This window comes from Bacillus sp. UNC322MFChir4.1 (genome assembly GCF_000746135.1).
In the GTDB taxonomy this organism is placed as follows: Bacteria; Bacillota; Bacilli; order Bacillales; family Bacillaceae_G; genus Bacillus_A.
Window position 1 is genome coordinate 421,501 of the sequence record NZ_JQKQ01000001.1, and the last position, 16,636, is coordinate 438,136.

Below are 16,636 nucleotides of genomic sequence, written 5' to 3' on the forward strand. Positions count from 1 at the left end.
AGCCATCGAATTACTTATTCTTTATAATTTTTGCTCAGCTTTCAATCTTATAATACAATGATAATACCACAATTTATCGTTTCATACACGAGTTCCCTCACGGAAAAATAATAAAAAGATTAACTTCAGGTTCCATATCATACCACAATGTACGTTTTTTTAAAAAACACAAGTTCACCTTTAGGGATTTTTTATTCTTCCAAATAATTTAATATTTTTAAAAATTTAATTTTGAAGAATACAAACGATAAAAAAGGTGCCCGAATCACAAGGCACCTTTTTCAGTATTACACTGGCTCAATTTCTGTCTTTGGTGTCTCAAATGTTACACCAACGATATGAACGTTTATTTCTTTCGGTTCAAGACCTGTCATTGTAAACAGCGCTTGACGAATATTATCTTGAATGTTTTGTGCAACAACCGGAATTGCAACACCAAAATACATTAATACGTAAACATCAACGATAATATCATCGTTTGCTAATTCTACTTTTACGCCTTTTCCATGATTTTTCTTTCCTAACTTCTCAACAACATCTGCTGCAAAGTTACCACGCATTGCTGCTACGCCTTCTACTTCAGAAGCAGCAATTCCTGCAATTACTTCAATTACTTCCGGTGCGATTTCTACTTTACCAAGAGTTGTATCTTGTCCCATGTCTAACATATGATCAGCCATGAAAAAACCTCCTTTAAATGTATCAGTGCGCCGTTAAATCATGCTGTTCTAAAAACTTCGTATTAAATTCCCCTTGTACAAATTCAGGGTGGTCAAGAAGTTGTAAATGAAACGGAATCGTCGTATGTACACCCTCAATGACGAATTCACTTAGCGCTCGTTTCATTTTCGCAATTGCTTCTTCACGTGTTTTACCATAAACAATAAGCTTTGCAACCATCGAATCGTAATAAGGTGGAATCGTATACCCAGGATATACAGCTGAATCAACGCGAATACCAAATCCTCCTGGCGGTAAATACATTTCTACCTTTCCTGGAGATGGCATAAAGTTTTTGGCAGGGTTTTCCGCATTAATTCGGCACTCAATTGCCCAACCGTTAAATTGTACTTCTTCTTGCTGCAGTGATAACTGCTCTCCTGATGCGACGCGAATTTGCTCTTTAATAAGGTCTACTCCCGTCACCATTTCAGTTACAGGATGCTCAACTTGAATTCGCGTATTCATTTCCATGAAATAGAAACTTTTCGTTTTATATTCGTAAATAAATTCAACTGTGCCAGCACCTGTATAATCTACTGCTGCCGCTGCTTTCACTGCCGCTTCTCCCATTTGTTGACGAATGGTAGCATCTAAAGCTGGAGATGGTGACTCTTCTAGCAGTTTTTGCAAACGACGCTGAATTGTACAATCACGCTCTCCTAAATGAATGACGTTACCATGATTATCTGCCATTACTTGAATTTCTACATGACGGAAATCTTCAATATACTTTTCTAAGTATACACCAGGGTTTCCAAAAGCGGTACTTGCCTCTTGCTGTGTAATTTGAATTCCTTTTACAAGCTCTTCTTCTGTACGCGCAACGCGAATTCCCTTTCCGCCGCCGCCCGCTGTTGCTTTAATTATAACAGGATATCCAATGTTCTCTGCAAGTGCTACTGCTTCTTCGATATTTTTAATTATTCCTTGTGAACCCGGTACAATCGGAACCCCTGCTTCCTTCATTGTATCACGTGCAACGTCTTTTGTGCCCATTTTTGAAATAGCTTCTGGGCTTGGACCGATAAAAATCAAGTTACATTCACGGCAAAGTTCTGCAAAATCAGCATTTTCTGCTAAAAATCCATATCCAGGGTGAATTGCATCACAACCTGTTAATTTTGCAACGCTAATAATGTTCGTTAAGTTTAAATAGCTTTCCTTCGATACAGTTGGACCAACACAGTACGCTTCATCTGCAATTTGTACATGCAGTGCTTCTTTATCTGCTTCAGAATAAATTGCAACTGTTTCAATATTCATTTCTTTGCATGCACGAATAATTCGTACCGCAATTTCCCCACGGTTGGCAATTAATACTTTTTTAATCATCATTCTAGACTCCCTTATTATGCTTTTACAAGAAATAGCGGTTGTCCATATTCAACAAGCTGACCGTTATTCACAAGAATTTCAACGATTTCTCCATTTACTTCTGCTTCAATTTCATTAAAGAGTTTCATTGCTTCTACGATACAAACAATTTTTCCTTCTGTTACGCGATCTCCTACATTTACATATGCTGATGCATCTGGTGATGGAGATGCATAGAACGTCCCAACCATTGGAGATGTAATTTTAAGTAAGTTCTCATCTTGTAATACTTGTTTCTCTTCTTGCTTTGGAGCCTCAACTTGAGCTGGCGCAGCAACTACTTCTGGCGCTATAACTTGTACAGGTTTTTGCACTACTGGAGCCTGCTGCACAGCAATTACTTCATTGCCACGCTTTTTCATCTTAATTGTCGTACCATCTTTTTTGTATTCAAATTCATCAATATTAGAATCATCAATTAACTTAATTAACTCACGAACTTCTTGAATTTTAAACATGTAAAATCCACTCCTATATACTTGTTTTTCCTGTTGTAACAGCTCAATAAATACCATTCACTGAATCCAGCTAGAACAGTCAATCATAAACTCTTTCTCGTACTATCAATGAAAAACTACTATGAAGTTTCATACTATATAAATACAAATTAAAAAATCGACATAAAACCTTCTTTCTTTTTATGCGGGCGAGAGTGTCTGGCCACGCATAGAAGCGGTCATGTTGTACGCTGCATAACAGCGACTTGTATGTCGGAAAATCAAAATGCATTTATATTTATATTCATCTTACGATAAATATTTTCAACATTCCAATTTTATTTTTTCTGTATGATGTATGAAAATCCCTGTCAAAATGACAGTATGATATTCTTGTTACCTAGTAATAATACCAAGTTTCACTCGAAATTGGCAAGACCACTTCCGAAAAAACACTCCATTCCCTTTATTTATAGTTTGTATATTTTTAACTAAATAATTGAAGTTTATTTACATCCACTTCATATTCCCTTCATATAAAAATAGTATCGTAAAGGTGAAATCAAATACAGTGAGGTGTGAGACGTGAACATTTGGCTTATTCTCTTTCTACCAGCTGTTATTATTTGGGGCGCGGCACTCTGTATTCAAATGAAATGTGGAAAAAGTAATCGCCTTTGTCAAGAACCAATGATTTTTCATTCACAACAAATTTCTCCTATAAAAACAACAGAAGCGGAACTGCAATTGCTTGATGAACTTCTAATGGATAAAAAAAGCTATCGAAAAAATCGATAGCTTTTTACTTTGCTATTTCATATCGAACATCTGCCATTAAACCTGTCTCACTTTTTACAAGTTGTATAATACTATTTGCTTCTTTTGCAGAAAGTTTTGTTGCTTTTACTGTCACTTTTATATCATTTCCATCTGTACGTACAAGCGTGTCTTTAAAACCGCCTTTTGTTTTAATTAAAGTTTCCAATAACGTTTCTTTCGCTGCCAAATCAGTCAATGCATCAAATTCAACTTTTGCTTTATTTTTCTCGTCTGCAGAAGCGTTTGTTGAATTCATTACATCTTGCAATTTTTCTTTCACTTCACTGCGCTGATCCTCCATTTTCAAACGAAGTGCTGTGAAACTATCATCACTAGCAGAATGACTCGTTACTTTTCCTTCTTTCTGGCTTGCTTCTTTTTTACTAGTTTCCTTTTCAAAGCCTTGCTTTTCCTTCGCTCCCTCTCCTGATGACGTTGTTACAACCTTTGTTTTATTATCCGGCGTCATCACATAGTATACCGAAAGTACAATAACCAAGCTTAGCATTGTTAATAACCAAACTGTTTGTTTTTTTAGCACTTTATTTCCTCCCTAATTCTTTTTTGGTAAGACGGATACACGGTGACTTGGAACTTCTAACATACGCGTAACAGCCTCTATCACCATCTGTTTCACTTGTAAATTATCCACTCCTTTCGCAACAACAAGAACGCCGCGAACTTTCGGCTTATTTTCTCGAAGTATAATCGGAGCTTCTTTATCACCTTGACGGACAATTACTGTTTTCTCATCTGTCGATTCATCTCCAACTTTTCGCTTTCCGCCTTCTTTATCTGTTTCATCTGTCGTTTGCGATCGTTTCACTGTATTTTTATCAAGTATTTTTTCTTCTGATGAGTCAAGATTAATTTCAATTGTTACATCTTTAACGCCTGCAACACTTTCTAACGCTTCTTTTAATTGTTGTTCATATTCTTTTTCGTATTTATCAATGTTAGACTTGTTGTCACTATTCTTTTGTCCAAATGTTGGTACATCTTTTGGTTGTTCTGTTTGCGATTTAAGAACAGGTACTTCTGGTTCTTTTGCTTGGAAAAGGTTACTAGAAAACATAAGGATGATCCCAACTATGAGTAAAATAATTAAAAACTTTGCTGAAATTTTTTTCTCTTTCTCGTCTTTTTCATTTCCTTTAAAAAGATTGCGAAGAAATTGAAATTTATTATTCATTTACTTTGCCTATCCCCCCTTCCACCTGAATCTTAATTTTGTTCTCTTCTAGTTGCCATTTGTTTGAGAAAAATTGTTTCATTTCAGCTGTATTTTGTTCCGACGTCTTTTGAGGTTCTTTCGAGTTAATTTCTACCTTTTGGATTGTTTCAATAGCTCCTGTTCGACTTCGTTCATTTGCCTGAAGTAATACAACAACAGACTGAATATCCTGCTGGGATTTCACTTCCTTTTTGTCTTCTGGTACTTTTATCTGCATACTCTTAACGGCCATACCATATTGTTCTTCTAGTTCTTTTCCAACTTGTTTTTTCATTTGGACAGCCATCTGTTCTAAAATATATGCACGTTGTGAGGCTTGTATTTCTTTTTTCTTTTCACTAATTTCATTTTCTATGGATCCGTTTGCCATATACTTGTTCTGACTAGCATTTGCAATCACATCTTGAATATCTGTTTGAAATAGTTTAAATAGGGGAGTTAATATTAGAACGACTAGAAGCAAACTTACAACAAATTTGACATACTTTTGTAAATTTGAATTAGGAAGTAACATATGAAGCATCGTTGCTAACAAGAGAAACACAATGATATTTCGAATCCATTCCACGACAAACTGCAACCTTCTCAACTCCTAACGCATCATTAACGTAATATTTCCAGCTGCGATAACAATCGTGATACTTAGAAAAAACATAAATGATACAATAGCCAAACAAGCAAACACGTATATAATGCTTCTTCCAATAATATCTAGGCATTGAATAATTGCTCCTCCACCGACAGGTTGCAATACTGCTGCTGCAAATTTATAAATAAATGCAATGCAGAAAATTTGAATCGCAGGAAAAGCAACGATAAGTAATAAAATAACAACTCCAACAATCCCCACTGTATTTTTTAATAAAGCCGATGCACTAAGTACAGTGTCTGCTGCTTCAGTAAACATGCGACCGACAACTGGGATAAAGTTTCCTGTTACAAACTTTGCTGTTTTCACAGCAATTCCATCTGCTACTGCTGTTGCTGTTCCTTGTACAGAGAGCACACCAAGAAAGATTGTTAAAAAAATCCCAATGACGCTAACGCTAACATTTTGCAGCAGCTTGGACAATTTTGTAACTTTATATTGATCGCTCATTGTACTAACAATACTTAAAATTGTAGCAAGAAGAAGAAGCGGTAAAACAATATAATTCATAAGCATTCCGCTCGTATTCATAAGAAAAACAATAATGGGATGAAAGAAAGAAACAGATACAACACCGCCGCCTGTCGCAATGAGCGCCAATAAAATTGGGAGGAGTGCTAAAATGAAATCAATCATTGTTTGAATGGTTTCCCTTGTATATGTCATTACAACGTAAAAGCTGTTTAAAGCGAAAACGATAAGTACCATATATACAACAGCATCCGCTATTTTCCCGACGCTGCTTTTCGCAAAGGCAGATTGAAGCGACTGCAAAAGCGCACTGAAAATAGTAAGCATAATAAGTGTCCCAAGTAGCTTTCCGTTAGATACTAATTCATGAAATAAATACTTTAGTAATCCAATCATCCACTCTTTAATCGAAAACTCTTTTTCCCCTTTGACGAACTCCATAAAACTTCCTTTTTGGCTTTCTGGTAAATATCCACCGTACTTCGCAACGAGGTCATCCCAATATTTCTTAACATCCTCTATCCCAAGCTGTCCAAGTTGTTCATCTATCACGTTATGTTCTGGGGGAGAAGCTTGTACGATAATTGGAAGAGAAAAAAAGAGGAAAAAAGCAAACAAAAGCTTCATTCCAAATGGGCGCACAATTCATCCCTCCTTTATCCGGTCGGTAAAAAACCGAGAATCGTTTCAATTACAACTGTTAATATCGGAATCGCCATCACTAAAATTAAAATTTTTCCCGCTAATTCAATTTTGGAAGCGATCGCTCCTTGCCCTGCATCTTTCGTAATTTGTGCACCGAATTCTGCAATATAAGCAATCCCGATAATTTTCAGCAGCGTTTCCACATATACATTGCTAACTTTCGCTTCATTTGCAATGCGCTCAATCATCGTTAAAATAGAATGAATTTGATCAATTACAAGTAAAAACATAACGCTACTAACAAATACAATAAACATTGAAGTGACACTCGATTTATGTTGATTCAATACCGCCGCCAAAAAAGTCGCTACGAGTCCAAGCCCTACAATTTGTAATATTTCGATTCGAATCGCCCCCTTTACTGAAAAAGAAAGACGCTTTTAATCTTGTCAAATAAATTGTTAATTAAAAAGGCAACTTGGAATAAAATTACGACAAAGCCAACGAGAATCACCCAGTTGGCAATATCTTCTCGTTTTAATTCTTTCAGCACAGTATGAATAAAAGCTAGAATAATGCCAATTCCTGCAATTTGAAAGATTAACCCAACGTCGATTGACATCGCCTTTCCCCCTTACAACAATAAAATAACGATAAGTAATCCTGCTAATACTCCTAAACTTTTCATCATCTTTTCGTACTGAATTTGCATTTCTTTTGCTTCTCCTTCTTCTCTCTCTAAATGAGTAATACATAAACGAATATGCTTTTGCTGTGACTCACGATCGTGTTGTCCTAACGTTTCTCCAAATTGTTGTAAAATCTCATATTCTGTTTGCTTCAATGCTGTAAGTTTCCAATTTTCTTGTAAGCTATCCATCCATGCCTCCCGAACCGTTTGCTCTCCCTTTTCTAATCGTTCATGAAAACTATCGAATAACCAGTTCAGAGGCTTTGGCATTTGTTTTACAAGACGTGCAGCTGCTTCTGACAACGGGGTATGTCCATACATAATTTCCGCCTCAAGTGATTGCAGAGCTGCCTTTAATAACCTTAGTTGGCGAGGACGCTCACTATATTTCTTCGCATATGAAAAACCAAAAAATGTTGATACAGCCACAATAAGTGCCGCACCAAAAAATTTAATCATCCGCTCAGCACCTTCTCTCCGCGGCGAATCGGCTTTCCGCTGCCATCCTTCATATTCATAATCGTTCCGGGTCCTTTTATTTTCGAAAGCTCAATAAAGCGTTCAAACACGCCTAGTTCTATAATTTCCCTTAACGAAGGTCGTTTCAGTATGTCTTCATGTCCTTGTCCATGCACACTCGTAAACAATTGAACACCAGCATGAACTGCTTCCATAATTGCTTCGCTATCTTCTGGCCGGCCAATTTCGTCAACAATTAATATATCGGGACTCATTGAGCGAATCATCATCATCATACCTTCTGCTTTTGGACATGCATCTAGCACATCCACCCTTGTTCCAAACTCATATTGCGGCACACCTTTCACGCACCCCGCAATTTCTGATCTTTCATCTACAATACCAACTTTGCAAGACGGGATATGTTGCCTCGGAACACCTGCACTTATGAGACGTGCTACATCACGCAGTAACGTTGTTTTCCCTGTTTGCGGCGGACCGATAATCATTGTATTTAGCCAATGCTTATCATATAAAAAGGGGATAAGCGGCTCAGCAATCCCCTTTTTTTGCCGAGCAATCCGAACATTAAATGACGCCACATCCCGAATCATTTTCACTGCACTCTTTTCCATAATGACTTTGCCCGCTAAACCAACGCGATGTCCTCCGCGCAGTGTAACATACCCTCGCTTTAATTCTTCTTCCATCGTATAAAGTGAATATTGACTCAGCTTATTCAGCAAATACGCTGCATCTTCTCTCGTCACAATGTAGTTATAAAAATGCGCTTCCCCGCGCGCAATACATTCAAGCGGCCTTCCAATCCGGATCCGTATTTCTTCCAACCCGTCATCTTCTTTATAGTCCTGTATAAAATGTTCGATTTGCTTTGGTAACATCTCTAATACTTCTTTCATAGCTCTCTCCCCATCACATCGCTATTTCAGTACCGCAATAAAAATACAGCCAATTCCAAGCGCCAAAAAAAACAATTTCAAAAAAGAAATTTCATTCGTAACGCTCGCAATGCCAATTGACATCGTTACAATCAAAACGGTTGGACCTACAAATGCAAGCATGCCATTTACGAACAATGCTTTTTTGGCATCATTGAAATACAACATAAGCAAAGCGGCGAAAATCTCCATGCTACCCGAAAAAATTCTAAGGAGCGCCATTACGAGCACAGACGTTTCAAATGCCGCTAGCCACTGTTTCATCCTCTCACCTTCTCTCGTTATCCTGCACACATATATCCTGCTCAAACAAGATGAAAGAGTACGTTTGTACAACCATATGCACAGGTTGTCTATTTCAGAAGTGAAAAAGGAATTTTTTGATTATTAAATAAAGTTAAGTCGTTTTTTTGTGAAAATATGGTATATTAAGATAAAAAGGGTAAATATATGAAAATTCTAAAAATAACTATTACACTCATTTTAGAAGTAGCTCTTATTTTCTTATTTGCTAAATTTGTTAATTGGACATTCATGGAAAGTTTCTTTTTAGGGAGTTTGGCCATTTTCGGACTCACTTGGCTGTTTCTTTTAAATATGAACCGAAACGCAAATGTGGACCGTGCCATCACAAAAGGGGTGACGGGGCTTGACGGCGGAGAAGTAACACCTTTTCAAATTCGAATGAATCCTTATATGATTGGGACCCTTCTACTGCTTACCATTAGCTTTATTATAACTGTCATTCAATACTTACCTTATTTCACATAAAAAAACACTCGTGGATCCAATCCACGAGTGTTTTTCATTACGCACGAGAAACGTATTTTGATTCTCCTGTGTTAATAATAAGCATTTCACCTTCATTAATGAAGATCGGCACTTGTACAACTAGACCAGTTTCTAATGTAGCTGGTTTTGTTACGTTAGAAGCTGTATCACCTTTAATACCCGGTTCTGTTTCAACAACTTTTAACTCAACAGTGTTTGGAAGTTCTACACCAAGTACTTCGCTTTGGTATGTCATGATTGCGACTTCCATGTTTTCTTTCAAGAATTTTAATTCATGTTCGATTTGCTTTTCACCAAGTTCGATTTGCTCGTATGTTCCGTTGTCCATGAATACATGAGCATCACCGCTTGCATATAAATATTGCATACGACGGTTTTCGATATGTGCTTTTTCTACTTTTTCACCAGCACGGAATGTTTTTTCTTGAACAGAACCTGTGCGAAGGTTACGTAATTTAGAGCGAACGAACGCAGCACCTTTACCTGGTTTTACGTGTTGGAAATCGATAACCTGCCATAGGCTGTTGTCCACCGCAATTGTTAATCCTGTACGAAAATCATTTACTGAAATCATGCAAAAAATCCTCCTGTGTATTACAAAATGATAAGTTCTTTTGGAGATTTAGTTAACACTTCATTACCTTCAGCTGTTACTATAATATCATCCTCAATGCGAACTCCGCCGACATTTGGAATATAAATTCCCGGTTCTACAGTGACTGCCATTCCTGGCTCAAGTACCGTTTCAGAGCGGAAAGATAAGCTTGGTGCTTCATGAATTTCAAGACCAATTCCATGACCTGTAGAATGCCCGAAATATTCACCATATCCTTTTTCAGTTATGTAGTCACGTGTTAGCGCATCTGCTTCACGACCAGTTAAACCAGCTTTAATACCGTTTACACCACGCAATTGCGCTTCTAATACGATATTATAAATTTCCTTTAACTTATCAGACGGCTCACCTACTGCAATTGTACGAGTAATATCGGAACAATATCCTTTATAGTAAGCACCGAAGTCTAATGTCACAAAATCTCCCTTTTCTATCAATTTTTCAGATGCCACGCCGTGCGGCAATGCTGAACGAAGTCCCGAAGCAACGATAATATCAAACGAAGAAGAAGTTGCTCCTTGCTTTCTCATGAAAAATTCAAGTTCATTTGACACTTCAATCTCAGATACTCCCGGGCGAATAAATGATAGAATATGCTCAAAGGCAGCATCTGCAATCTGTGCAGCTTCCTTTAATATCTTAATCTCTGAATCAGTCTTAATCAAGCGTAACTTTTCTACAATACCAGAAGTTGCAACAAATTCTGCATTCACTTCTCCTTTATACGCCGTATAAGAACTGTATGTAAGTGTATCTTGCTCAAAACCAAGCTTTTGAATTCCTAAGTCTTTTACTTGTTTTGCAACTTCTTCAATAATCGTACCTGTATGCTGTACGATTTCATAACCAACCGCTTGTTTTTGCGCTTGTTCAACGTAACGGAAATCTGTAATGAATAAAGCGCGTTCACTTGAAATTAATACAACGCCTGCTGTACCTGTAAAGTTTGTCATATATCTACGACTATGTTGATTCGTTAATAAAATACCATCAATACCCGCTTCCCCAAATGCACTTCTTAATTTTGTAAGTTTTTCCATGAATTACGCCTCCCGAATTTTCTCCACTAATGCAAGTAACGCTAAATGATAGCCATACAAACCGAATCCTACAATCTGTCCCGCTGTGACCGGCGCCGTAACAGATACGTGGCGAAACGATTCGCGTTGATGAATATTTGAAATATGTACTTCAATAACAGGAATCGAAACACTTGCAATTGCATCACGAATTGCATAACTATAATGCGTAAATGCTCCTGGATTTAGAATAATCCCTCTATATGTACCCTCTGCCTCATGAATGATATCAATAATGGCACCTTCATGATTAGATTGGAAACACTCTAACTCTACTCCCAAACTCTCTGCTTGTTGCTTCATATCTGTTTCTAACGACGCTAACGTCCCCGTACCATATACATTAACCTCTCGTACACCGAGACGGTTTAAATTGGGACCGTTAACGAGGAGCAACTTCTCCATATATCTAACTCCTTAATAAAAAATATATATAAATCCAAATTAAAAACCTGACATAAAACCCTTTTCTTTTTAGATGGTCGAGAGTGTCTATTCATGCGTAGAAGCGGTCAGTTCCGTTTTCTGCCACATGCGATATTCAAACAAAGAGAGAAAGTAGCAGGTTACTTTTTGCTTTGCATGGCAGCGAATTGTGTGTCGGAAAGTCAAGTTGGACTTATATATAATATTCTATCACACCCCTCACTTATTTGAATAGTTTGTCTTTTCCTCATCTGTTGCACTAGCATTGTTATTCACTTCAAACGAAACGGAGTAGCCAATAAAAACGCCATATAAAATAAAAATACATGCTGTCGTTACAATCGTTTCCTTAGGCATTTCCATCATGCTTTTTATAACTGGTGCAACAGGTGGAATTACAAAGAATAATAATCCCCACCATACAAGCCCATATATAATACCTGAAATTAGACCTTCAAACTTACTCAAAACTGCTTTATATATAAACGCCACAACAACTGAAAGTATCCCCATACATATAATACCAGCTATATTTCCCCATACCCCTTCTTTCCAATCTCCAAGCGCAAACGGAAGTAACAAATAATTAGGTCCTGGGACAGTAAAAGAAAAAATATGAAGAAAATACCAGACGGCTCCCCAAAACAAACCTCCAAACACACCAATTTGGACAATTTTTTCCGTGACAGATTGTTCTTGTTTCACATCTACACCTCCGCCTACTAGTATGTCCGAAACTTATTTAAAGCATGTTTAAATACTGCGAAATTTGTCTATAAAAAGAATAGAAAATGTCCGCTTAACCTGCCGATTTTCCTTGTCAGAAGTGCACTTTTGTCGATAAAATAAAGGAAACTGTAGTGATGTCATACAATATAATGACATCACCTAGAGTCATTACCTCTCTTCTGATAAGAGAGAAACAAATACAGGTTGGTGTTGACATGGCAGAAGAGACAAAACAAATCTACGGCGGTCAAGCGGTAGTAGAAGGAGTTATGTTTGGCGGTAGAGAATATACTGTTACAGCAATTCGTCGTAAAGATAAATCTATCGAATTTTATCGATTACCTCGCGTTCGTAATAAAGTATCATCTATGTTTAAAAAAATTCCTTTCCTACGCGGAATCGCAGCAATTATTGATGCGAGTGCAAACGGAGCAAAGCATTTAAATTTTGCTTCAGAACGCTTTGATGTAGATCCTTCAGAGGATGCACAATTCGCACACAAAAAAGAAGAACAGTCAAAGTTAACGATGATACTTAGCGTTGCAGCAGTCGGTGTTTTATCATTTATCTTTGGAAAAGTGATTTTTACGGCAGTTCCTGCACTTTTAGCAGAACTAACAAGACCTGTTTTTCCATCTCACGCAGGGCAAATCATTGTTGAAAGCGTTATTAAACTTATGCTATTGCTTAGTTACATTTACTTTGTTTCATTGACTCCACTTATTAAACGTGTGTTTCAATATCACGGAGCGGAACATAAAGTAATTAATGCCTATGAGAACAATCTTCCATTAACAGTAAAAAACGTACAAAAACAAACCCGTCTCCATTATCGGTGCGGCAGCAGTTTTATTTTATTTACTGTTATTATCGGAATGTTTGTATATTTTCTCGTTCCAACTGATCCTCTTTGGGTTCGCGTTTTAAATCGTATTTTACTTATCCCTGTAGTGCTAAGCATTTCATTTGAAGTGTTGCAATTTACAAACAGCTTACGAGGCGTTCCAGTGCTCCGTGCACTAGGATATCCTGGCCTATGGCTTCAGCTGTTAACAACGAAAGAACCGACAGATGATCAAGTAGAAGTAGCCATTGCATCATTTGAAGAACTACTGCATCTAGAAGGAAAACAATAATAACTTTTTCGTAATGTTATTCAATTCCTTAGCCTTTCGTTAATAAACTAATTAAAATATCTTTCTTTTTAGGAGGTGTTCCTTATGAACGGTCGCTCATTTATGTTCGCCCTATTTGTTGTAATTGTTGGATTGGCAATATTTAGCCTTGTATCATTCACAATTGAAGACCCAATGGGAGTTGTAAGAAAAATTTTGATCATGCTCATTGTTGTTGGTGTCTTTTATTTACTTTATAAGATGCTTACAAGTTCGAGCAGTTCAGCTAATAACTCACAGTCTTCCTACAAACGTGCTGCGAAACAATCGAACCGAAAATATGGAAAACAAAATGTAACACCCCTAAGCAATAATATGTTAAAGAAAAGTGCTTCCGATACGAAAGGAAAGAAAGGAAAAACTTCCTTCCTAAAACGAAAGAGAAAGCAATCCCATTTAACAGTTATTGAAGGGGAAAAAGGTAAAAAGAAAGACCGCGCTTCTTTTTAAGAAGTGTGGTCTTTCTTTTTTATCGTTTCTTACTGCGTTTGTTCTTCATTTGTCTTTTGAACGCCACGAAGCTTCTCAATGCGCCCTTCATCTTGCTCAAAATACTGCACTAAATCGCCAATACGATCGATGGCTTCCCAGCTTAAATGATGTTCAATTCCTTCTACATCATTATAAATCTTACTTTCATCCACACCAATAATACGCATAAACTGTTCTAACAATTCATGACGATAAACAAGGCGCTTACCAATTTTTTTCCCTTTAGTTGTTAATACAAGCCCTCTATATTTTTCATAAATAAGATATTCATCTTTATCAAGTTTTTGAACCATTTTTGTTACAGAGGATGGATGTACATTAAGCGCTTCAGCAATATCAGATACACGGGCATATCCCTTTTCTTCAATTAGCAAATAAATTTGTTCGATATAATCTTCCATACTAGGAGTAGGCATCGTTTTCCTCCATCCAATTCAGTTTATAAATTCCGTACTAAGCAATCAATAAAATGATACAACAGAAAGGATATTGTGACAAGGGGATAAACAACCTCATTTTCCGCAACACATTAAAGAACCTGCGTTATTTATGTAAGTTCTTTTATGTAAAATATTGATAAATCTAACCTCTCATTGTTTCTTCTAATCTCGTCGGTTCATCTTTTGGATAAAGATATTTTCCAATTCGGTATCGTGCTTTGTATTTGGATAACGCTGCTGGATTACTTTTTTATGACTTCCCAACCCAGTAACTTGCAAGGCAAGTTACTGGGTGCTATAATTCAAACAACAACTACCTTGCAAGGCAAGTTACCAGGAGGTGGTAAAGTAATGCACAGTCAAATGCTAAAAGGTGTGCTTGAAGGATGTATTTTATATATCATTTCGCAAGAAGAAGTGTATGGGTACGAACTCAGTACGAAATTACATCAACACGGCTTTACATTCGTAAGTGAAGGGAGTATCTATCCTCTTTTGTTACGTATGCAAAAAGAAAAACTCATTGAAGGCACATTGAAAGCCTCCAGCCTTGGACCAAAGCGCAAATATTATCACGTCACAAAAAAAGGCTTTGAACAACTGGAGGAATTTAAAAAAAGCTGGGATATGGTATCAAGCACGGTAAATGGTTTGTTAAAGGGAGAGTGAAATGGATGAAGGCGAAAGACATGGTTGAACTCAATAATAAAAAGCGTGAGTTATTAACAGTGGAAAATGAAGCAGCTTATGGGGATATGCTTGTATACCTTCGATTAGCTGACGTTCCAGAGCAGCAAGTAGAAGAGCTATTACTAGAAATTTTAGATCATCTTCTTGAGGCGCAAGAAGATGGGAAAAATGCTTACGATGTTTTTGGGAGTAATCTACAAAATTATTGTGACGAATTAGTTAGCGCATTACCTCGCCAAACAATGTTAGAGAAATTTTCTTTTACTGGTTTCATGATTAGTTTATTGCTTGCAATCCAGTTTGGAATAGATACTATAGGTGCATTAGGATTTTCTTTTGCTAAAAAACAAAACCATCCTTCTGGTGTACCGTTTAGTATTCCAGGAACTTTATTATCAATCATTATGATTACTGCTGGCATTTTTGTTATTTTATATTTGTTAAAACGAGATTCATTTAATCAAACAATGAATTGGAAACAAAGAATTACATTTGGCTTAGCTTTTTCGATTCCATTTTGTTCATCTGTTTTTTTTAGTATTTATTTTAAAAAACAAAGTTATCTATCCTATAACTTACCGATTTGGCTAGGTGCACTATTAACCCTTTTCTTTTACGTTTCATATAAATTCTTGTATAAAACTTCAAAATTTTAACAGCTCTTTTTAGGGCTGTTTTTCTCCTGTCTAATTTTACAAATTAAAAAATTTCATAAACAAAAAAAGAAAAATGCAAAATAATTAAAGTAAATTGTTGACGTGATGCTTTTATTATCGGTATCATATTTCTTCGTGAGCAATTATTTTTCGTTATATGGATTTTTATTGTTACTAAATTTTTGAGAGGGGAAATTTGATGTCACTGAAGAAGAAAACGCAAGTACGCACCGGCAAAATGGTACGTGAACTAATGTTAGCCGACGAGGATGTAAATGCTTCGCTAATTATGGTATATAGTGAAAACGGTGTAAACGCAGAAATTAAAATCGAGGGCTTAACACCGAAATGTAACGAAGAATTATTTTTGAGCGGAAATGTAGATTGGAACAAGAGTGTTATTTATAAAATTGTCGATTTTACTGGCAATGCTGAAGTTGGGAAAGTGACATTAAGCGCCATGAACAAAAACAATGTTTCCCTGCAAATCGAACGCGTGATGTGGAGCAAAGGAACAAAAGAAGAAACGGTAGAATTGGATGAAAATCCGCTATCCGTTGTCGAAACGTCAGCGCCGAAGAAAGAAACAGTAGTTGAAACTTCAAAAGAAACGACACCTGTAACAAAACCAGTTGTAAATGTTGCGCCTGCAGAGGCACCAATTCCAAAGCCAGTGCGTCCAGAACCTGTAGTGAAAGCAACACCAAAACCTGTACAAAAAGAAGTAGTTGCACCAACTGCAGCACAAAAAGTAGTAACGGTGTCAACTCCAGTAGAGCCAACACCTTCAGCTAAACAATCTGTGACAAATCAACCAAATTCTGAATTACAAGAAAAATATGTTCGTCTTGTAAAACAAGCTGTAGATGTATGTCAAGATTACGAACTTGGCATGGATGTTGACGATTCTATCGAGAACTTAAAAAATGAGCTACACAAACAAGGAATATCGGTAGCATTCGATGCAGAAATTATGGACGCTGTAAACCGTTTGCGTTTACTGAAACAAAAAGGCATTAACGTGGAAAAAGTATTAAACTTATTATAAATAATATAGCGCTGCTTTCCTTGCTAGAGAGC

Annotated in this window: 24 protein-coding genes; 7 read left to right on the forward strand and 17 right to left on the reverse strand. The window is 36.8% G+C overall.

Going from position 1 to position 16,636, the window contains the following annotated elements; genetic code table 11:
* Positions 1 to 287: 287 nt before the first annotated feature.
* From BR72_RS02095 to accB, 3 genes are read right to left on the reverse strand one after another with little or no spacing between them, the layout of a single operon-like run.
* On the reverse strand, positions 288 to 680 hold the full coding sequence (locus BR72_RS02095; RefSeq protein WP_035429523.1) for an Asp23/Gls24 family envelope stress response protein: 393 nt from the start codon (positions 678 to 680) through the stop codon (positions 288 to 290).
* Positions 681 to 702: 22 nt separating this feature from the next.
* Positions 703 to 2,055, reverse strand: a complete 1,353-nt coding sequence (accC, locus tag BR72_RS02100) for an acetyl-CoA carboxylase biotin carboxylase subunit (protein ID WP_035429950.1) — start codon at positions 2,053 to 2,055, stop codon at positions 703 to 705.
* Positions 2,056 to 2,072: 17 nt separating this feature from the next.
* On the reverse strand, positions 2,073 to 2,555 hold the full coding sequence (accB, locus tag BR72_RS02105; RefSeq protein ID WP_035429524.1) for an acetyl-CoA carboxylase biotin carboxyl carrier protein: 483 nt from the start codon (positions 2,553 to 2,555) through the stop codon (positions 2,073 to 2,075).
* A 564-nt stretch (positions 2,556 to 3,119) separates the two neighbouring features.
* On the opposite strand from accB, the gene BR72_RS02110 reads away from it, so the two are divergent.
* A complete protein-coding gene (locus tag BR72_RS02110; RefSeq protein WP_035429525.1) occupies positions 3,120 to 3,332 on the forward strand; it encodes a hypothetical protein in 213 nt (70 codons plus the stop codon).
* 4 nt (positions 3,333 to 3,336) lie between these two features.
* Here the strand turns inward: BR72_RS02110 and BR72_RS02115 are convergent, their stop codons facing one another.
* The 9 genes from BR72_RS02115 to BR72_RS02155 are packed head-to-tail and all read right to left on the reverse strand — an operon-like array spanning position 3,337 to position 8,725.
* Positions 3,337 to 3,894: a SpoIIIAH-like family protein gene (locus tag BR72_RS02115; RefSeq protein ID WP_035429526.1), complete on the reverse strand. Its 558-nt coding sequence runs from the start codon at positions 3,892 to 3,894 to the stop codon at positions 3,337 to 3,339.
* Between the two features lie 12 nt (positions 3,895 to 3,906).
* The gene (spoIIIAG, locus tag BR72_RS02120) at positions 3,907 to 4,545 is read right to left on the reverse strand and encodes a stage III sporulation protein AG (protein ID WP_035429527.1); all 639 of its coding nucleotides are present in this window, start codon (positions 4,543 to 4,545) and stop codon (positions 3,907 to 3,909) included.
* Positions 4,538 to 5,167 (reverse strand): stage III sporulation protein AF, encoded by a 630-nt coding sequence (gene spoIIIAF, locus BR72_RS02125; protein WP_035429528.1) that lies wholly within the window; start codon positions 5,165 to 5,167, stop codon positions 4,538 to 4,540. The genes spoIIIAG and spoIIIAF overlap by 8 nt, the downstream gene beginning before the upstream one ends.
* Positions 5,168 to 5,179: 12 nt before the next feature.
* Complete coding sequence (spoIIIAE, locus tag BR72_RS02130; RefSeq protein ID WP_035429530.1) at positions 5,180 to 6,352, reverse strand: stage III sporulation protein AE; 1,173 nt, start codon at positions 6,350 to 6,352, stop codon at positions 5,180 to 5,182.
* A gap of 11 nt (positions 6,353 to 6,363) precedes the next feature.
* Positions 6,364 to 6,750: a stage III sporulation protein AD gene (gene spoIIIAD / locus BR72_RS02135; RefSeq protein WP_081904754.1), complete on the reverse strand. Its 387-nt coding sequence runs from the start codon at positions 6,748 to 6,750 to the stop codon at positions 6,364 to 6,366.
* A gap of 20 nt (positions 6,751 to 6,770) precedes the next feature.
* Positions 6,771 to 6,974: a stage III sporulation protein AC gene (gene spoIIIAC, locus BR72_RS02140; protein ID WP_020061584.1), complete on the reverse strand. Its 204-nt coding sequence runs from the start codon at positions 6,972 to 6,974 to the stop codon at positions 6,771 to 6,773.
* A 12-nt stretch (positions 6,975 to 6,986) separates the two neighbouring features.
* Positions 6,987 to 7,502: a stage III sporulation protein SpoIIIAB gene (gene spoIIIAB, locus BR72_RS02145; protein WP_035429533.1), complete on the reverse strand. Its 516-nt coding sequence runs from the start codon at positions 7,500 to 7,502 to the stop codon at positions 6,987 to 6,989.
* On the reverse strand, positions 7,499 to 8,422 hold the full coding sequence (gene spoIIIAA / locus BR72_RS02150; protein ID WP_035429535.1) for a stage III sporulation protein AA: 924 nt from the start codon (positions 8,420 to 8,422) through the stop codon (positions 7,499 to 7,501). The genes spoIIIAB and spoIIIAA overlap by 4 nt, the downstream gene beginning before the upstream one ends.
* 21 nt (positions 8,423 to 8,443) lie before the next feature.
* Complete coding sequence (locus BR72_RS02155) at positions 8,444 to 8,725, reverse strand: YqhV family protein (RefSeq protein WP_035429538.1); 282 nt, start codon at positions 8,723 to 8,725, stop codon at positions 8,444 to 8,446.
* A 186-nt stretch (positions 8,726 to 8,911) separates the two neighbouring features.
* On the opposite strand from BR72_RS02155, the gene BR72_RS02160 reads away from it, so the two are divergent.
* Positions 8,912 to 9,232 (forward strand): hypothetical protein, encoded by a 321-nt coding sequence (locus BR72_RS02160; RefSeq protein ID WP_035429539.1) that lies wholly within the window; start codon positions 8,912 to 8,914, stop codon positions 9,230 to 9,232.
* A 37-nt stretch (positions 9,233 to 9,269) separates the two neighbouring features.
* Here the strand turns inward: BR72_RS02160 and efp are convergent, their stop codons facing one another.
* From efp to BR72_RS02180, 4 genes are all read right to left on the reverse strand, one after another.
* Positions 9,270 to 9,827, reverse strand: a complete 558-nt coding sequence (efp, locus tag BR72_RS02165; RefSeq protein WP_035429541.1) for an elongation factor P — start codon at positions 9,825 to 9,827, stop codon at positions 9,270 to 9,272.
* Between the two features lie 20 nt (positions 9,828 to 9,847).
* Positions 9,848 to 10,909 carry a Xaa-Pro dipeptidase gene (gene pepQ / locus BR72_RS02170; RefSeq protein ID WP_035429543.1) on the reverse strand — a complete coding sequence of 354 codons (1,062 nt, stop codon included), beginning with the start codon at positions 10,907 to 10,909 and terminating at the stop codon, positions 9,848 to 9,850.
* Positions 10,910 to 10,912: 3 nt separating this feature from the next.
* A complete protein-coding gene (gene aroQ, locus BR72_RS02175) occupies positions 10,913 to 11,353 on the reverse strand; it encodes a type II 3-dehydroquinate dehydratase (RefSeq protein WP_035429545.1) in 441 nt (146 codons plus the stop codon).
* A 240-nt stretch (positions 11,354 to 11,593) separates the two neighbouring features.
* A complete protein-coding gene (locus BR72_RS02180) occupies positions 11,594 to 12,079 on the reverse strand; it encodes a YqhR family membrane protein (RefSeq protein ID WP_035429548.1) in 486 nt (161 codons plus the stop codon).
* A 239-nt stretch (positions 12,080 to 12,318) separates the two neighbouring features.
* Here BR72_RS02180 and BR72_RS02185 point away from each other — a divergent pair, with 239 nt between their 5' ends.
* Both BR72_RS02185 and BR72_RS02190 read left to right on the forward strand, forming a co-directional pair.
* A complete protein-coding gene (locus BR72_RS02185) occupies positions 12,319 to 13,239 on the forward strand; it encodes a DUF1385 domain-containing protein (RefSeq protein WP_035429550.1) in 921 nt (306 codons plus the stop codon).
* 84 nt (positions 13,240 to 13,323) lie between these two features.
* A complete protein-coding gene (locus BR72_RS02190; RefSeq protein WP_035429552.1) occupies positions 13,324 to 13,728 on the forward strand; it encodes an SA1362 family protein in 405 nt (134 codons plus the stop codon).
* A 29-nt stretch (positions 13,729 to 13,757) separates the two neighbouring features.
* Here BR72_RS02190 and mntR read toward each other — a convergent pair whose 3' ends face one another.
* Positions 13,758 to 14,186, reverse strand: a complete 429-nt coding sequence (mntR, locus tag BR72_RS02195; protein WP_035429554.1) for a transcriptional regulator MntR — start codon at positions 14,184 to 14,186, stop codon at positions 13,758 to 13,760.
* 375 nt (positions 14,187 to 14,561) lie between these two features.
* On the opposite strand from mntR, the gene BR72_RS02200 reads away from it, so the two are divergent.
* The 3 genes from BR72_RS02200 (at position 14,562) to BR72_RS02210 (ending at position 16,604) form a co-directional block, all read left to right on the forward strand.
* On the forward strand, positions 14,562 to 14,879 hold the full coding sequence (locus BR72_RS02200; protein WP_035429557.1) for a PadR family transcriptional regulator: 318 nt from the start codon (positions 14,562 to 14,564) through the stop codon (positions 14,877 to 14,879).
* Between the two features lie 5 nt (positions 14,880 to 14,884).
* Positions 14,885 to 15,556: a DUF1129 domain-containing protein gene (locus BR72_RS02205; protein WP_035429559.1), complete on the forward strand. Its 672-nt coding sequence runs from the start codon at positions 14,885 to 14,887 to the stop codon at positions 15,554 to 15,556.
* 199 nt (positions 15,557 to 15,755) lie between these two features.
* Entirely contained in the window at positions 15,756 to 16,604 is an 849-nt protein-coding gene (locus BR72_RS02210) for a hypothetical protein (protein ID WP_035429562.1), read from the forward strand.
* Positions 16,605 to 16,636 lie beyond the last annotated feature (32 nt).

Excerpts from the sequence above, each read along its gene's own strand:
- BR72_RS02095 (WP_035429523.1), bottom strand. The coding sequence starts at position 680 with ATGGCTGATCATATGTTAGACATGGGACAAGATACAACTCTTGGTAAA.
- accC (WP_035429950.1), bottom strand. The coding sequence starts at position 2,055 with ATGATTAAAAAAGTATTAATTGCCAACCGTGGGGAAATTGCGGTACGA.
- accB (WP_035429524.1), bottom strand. The coding sequence starts at position 2,555 with ATGTTTAAAATTCAAGAAGTTCGTGAGTTAATTAAGTTAATTGATGAT.
- spoIIIAG (WP_035429527.1), bottom strand. The coding sequence starts at position 4,545 with ATGAATAATAAATTTCAATTTCTTCGCAATCTTTTTAAAGGAAATGAA.
- spoIIIAC (WP_020061584.1), bottom strand. The coding sequence starts at position 6,974 with ATGTCAATCGACGTTGGGTTAATCTTTCAAATTGCAGGAATTGGCATT.
- spoIIIAB (WP_035429533.1), bottom strand. The coding sequence starts at position 7,502 with ATGATTAAATTTTTTGGTGCGGCACTTATTGTGGCTGTATCAACATTT.
- spoIIIAA (WP_035429535.1), bottom strand. The coding sequence starts at position 8,422 with ATGAAAGAAGTATTAGAGATGTTACCAAAGCAAATCGAACATTTTATA.
- BR72_RS02155 (WP_035429538.1), bottom strand. The coding sequence starts at position 8,725 with ATGAAACAGTGGCTAGCGGCATTTGAAACGTCTGTGCTCGTAATGGCG.
- BR72_RS02160 (WP_035429539.1), top strand. The coding sequence starts at position 8,912 with ATGAAAATTCTAAAAATAACTATTACACTCATTTTAGAAGTAGCTCTT.
- efp (WP_035429541.1), bottom strand. The coding sequence starts at position 9,827 with ATGATTTCAGTAAATGATTTTCGTACAGGATTAACAATTGCGGTGGAC.
- pepQ (WP_035429543.1), bottom strand. The coding sequence starts at position 10,909 with ATGGAAAAACTTACAAAATTAAGAAGTGCATTTGGGGAAGCGGGTATT.
- aroQ (WP_035429545.1), bottom strand. The coding sequence starts at position 11,353 with ATGGAGAAGTTGCTCCTCGTTAACGGTCCCAATTTAAACCGTCTCGGT.
- BR72_RS02185 (WP_035429550.1), top strand. The coding sequence starts at position 12,319 with ATGGCAGAAGAGACAAAACAAATCTACGGCGGTCAAGCGGTAGTAGAA.
- BR72_RS02190 (WP_035429552.1), top strand. The coding sequence starts at position 13,324 with ATGAACGGTCGCTCATTTATGTTCGCCCTATTTGTTGTAATTGTTGGA.
- mntR (WP_035429554.1), bottom strand. The coding sequence starts at position 14,186 with ATGCCTACTCCTAGTATGGAAGATTATATCGAACAAATTTATTTGCTA.
- BR72_RS02200 (WP_035429557.1), top strand. The coding sequence starts at position 14,562 with ATGCACAGTCAAATGCTAAAAGGTGTGCTTGAAGGATGTATTTTATAT.
- BR72_RS02205 (WP_035429559.1), top strand. The coding sequence starts at position 14,885 with ATGAAGGCGAAAGACATGGTTGAACTCAATAATAAAAAGCGTGAGTTA.
- BR72_RS02210 (WP_035429562.1), top strand. The coding sequence starts at position 15,756 with ATGTCACTGAAGAAGAAAACGCAAGTACGCACCGGCAAAATGGTACGT.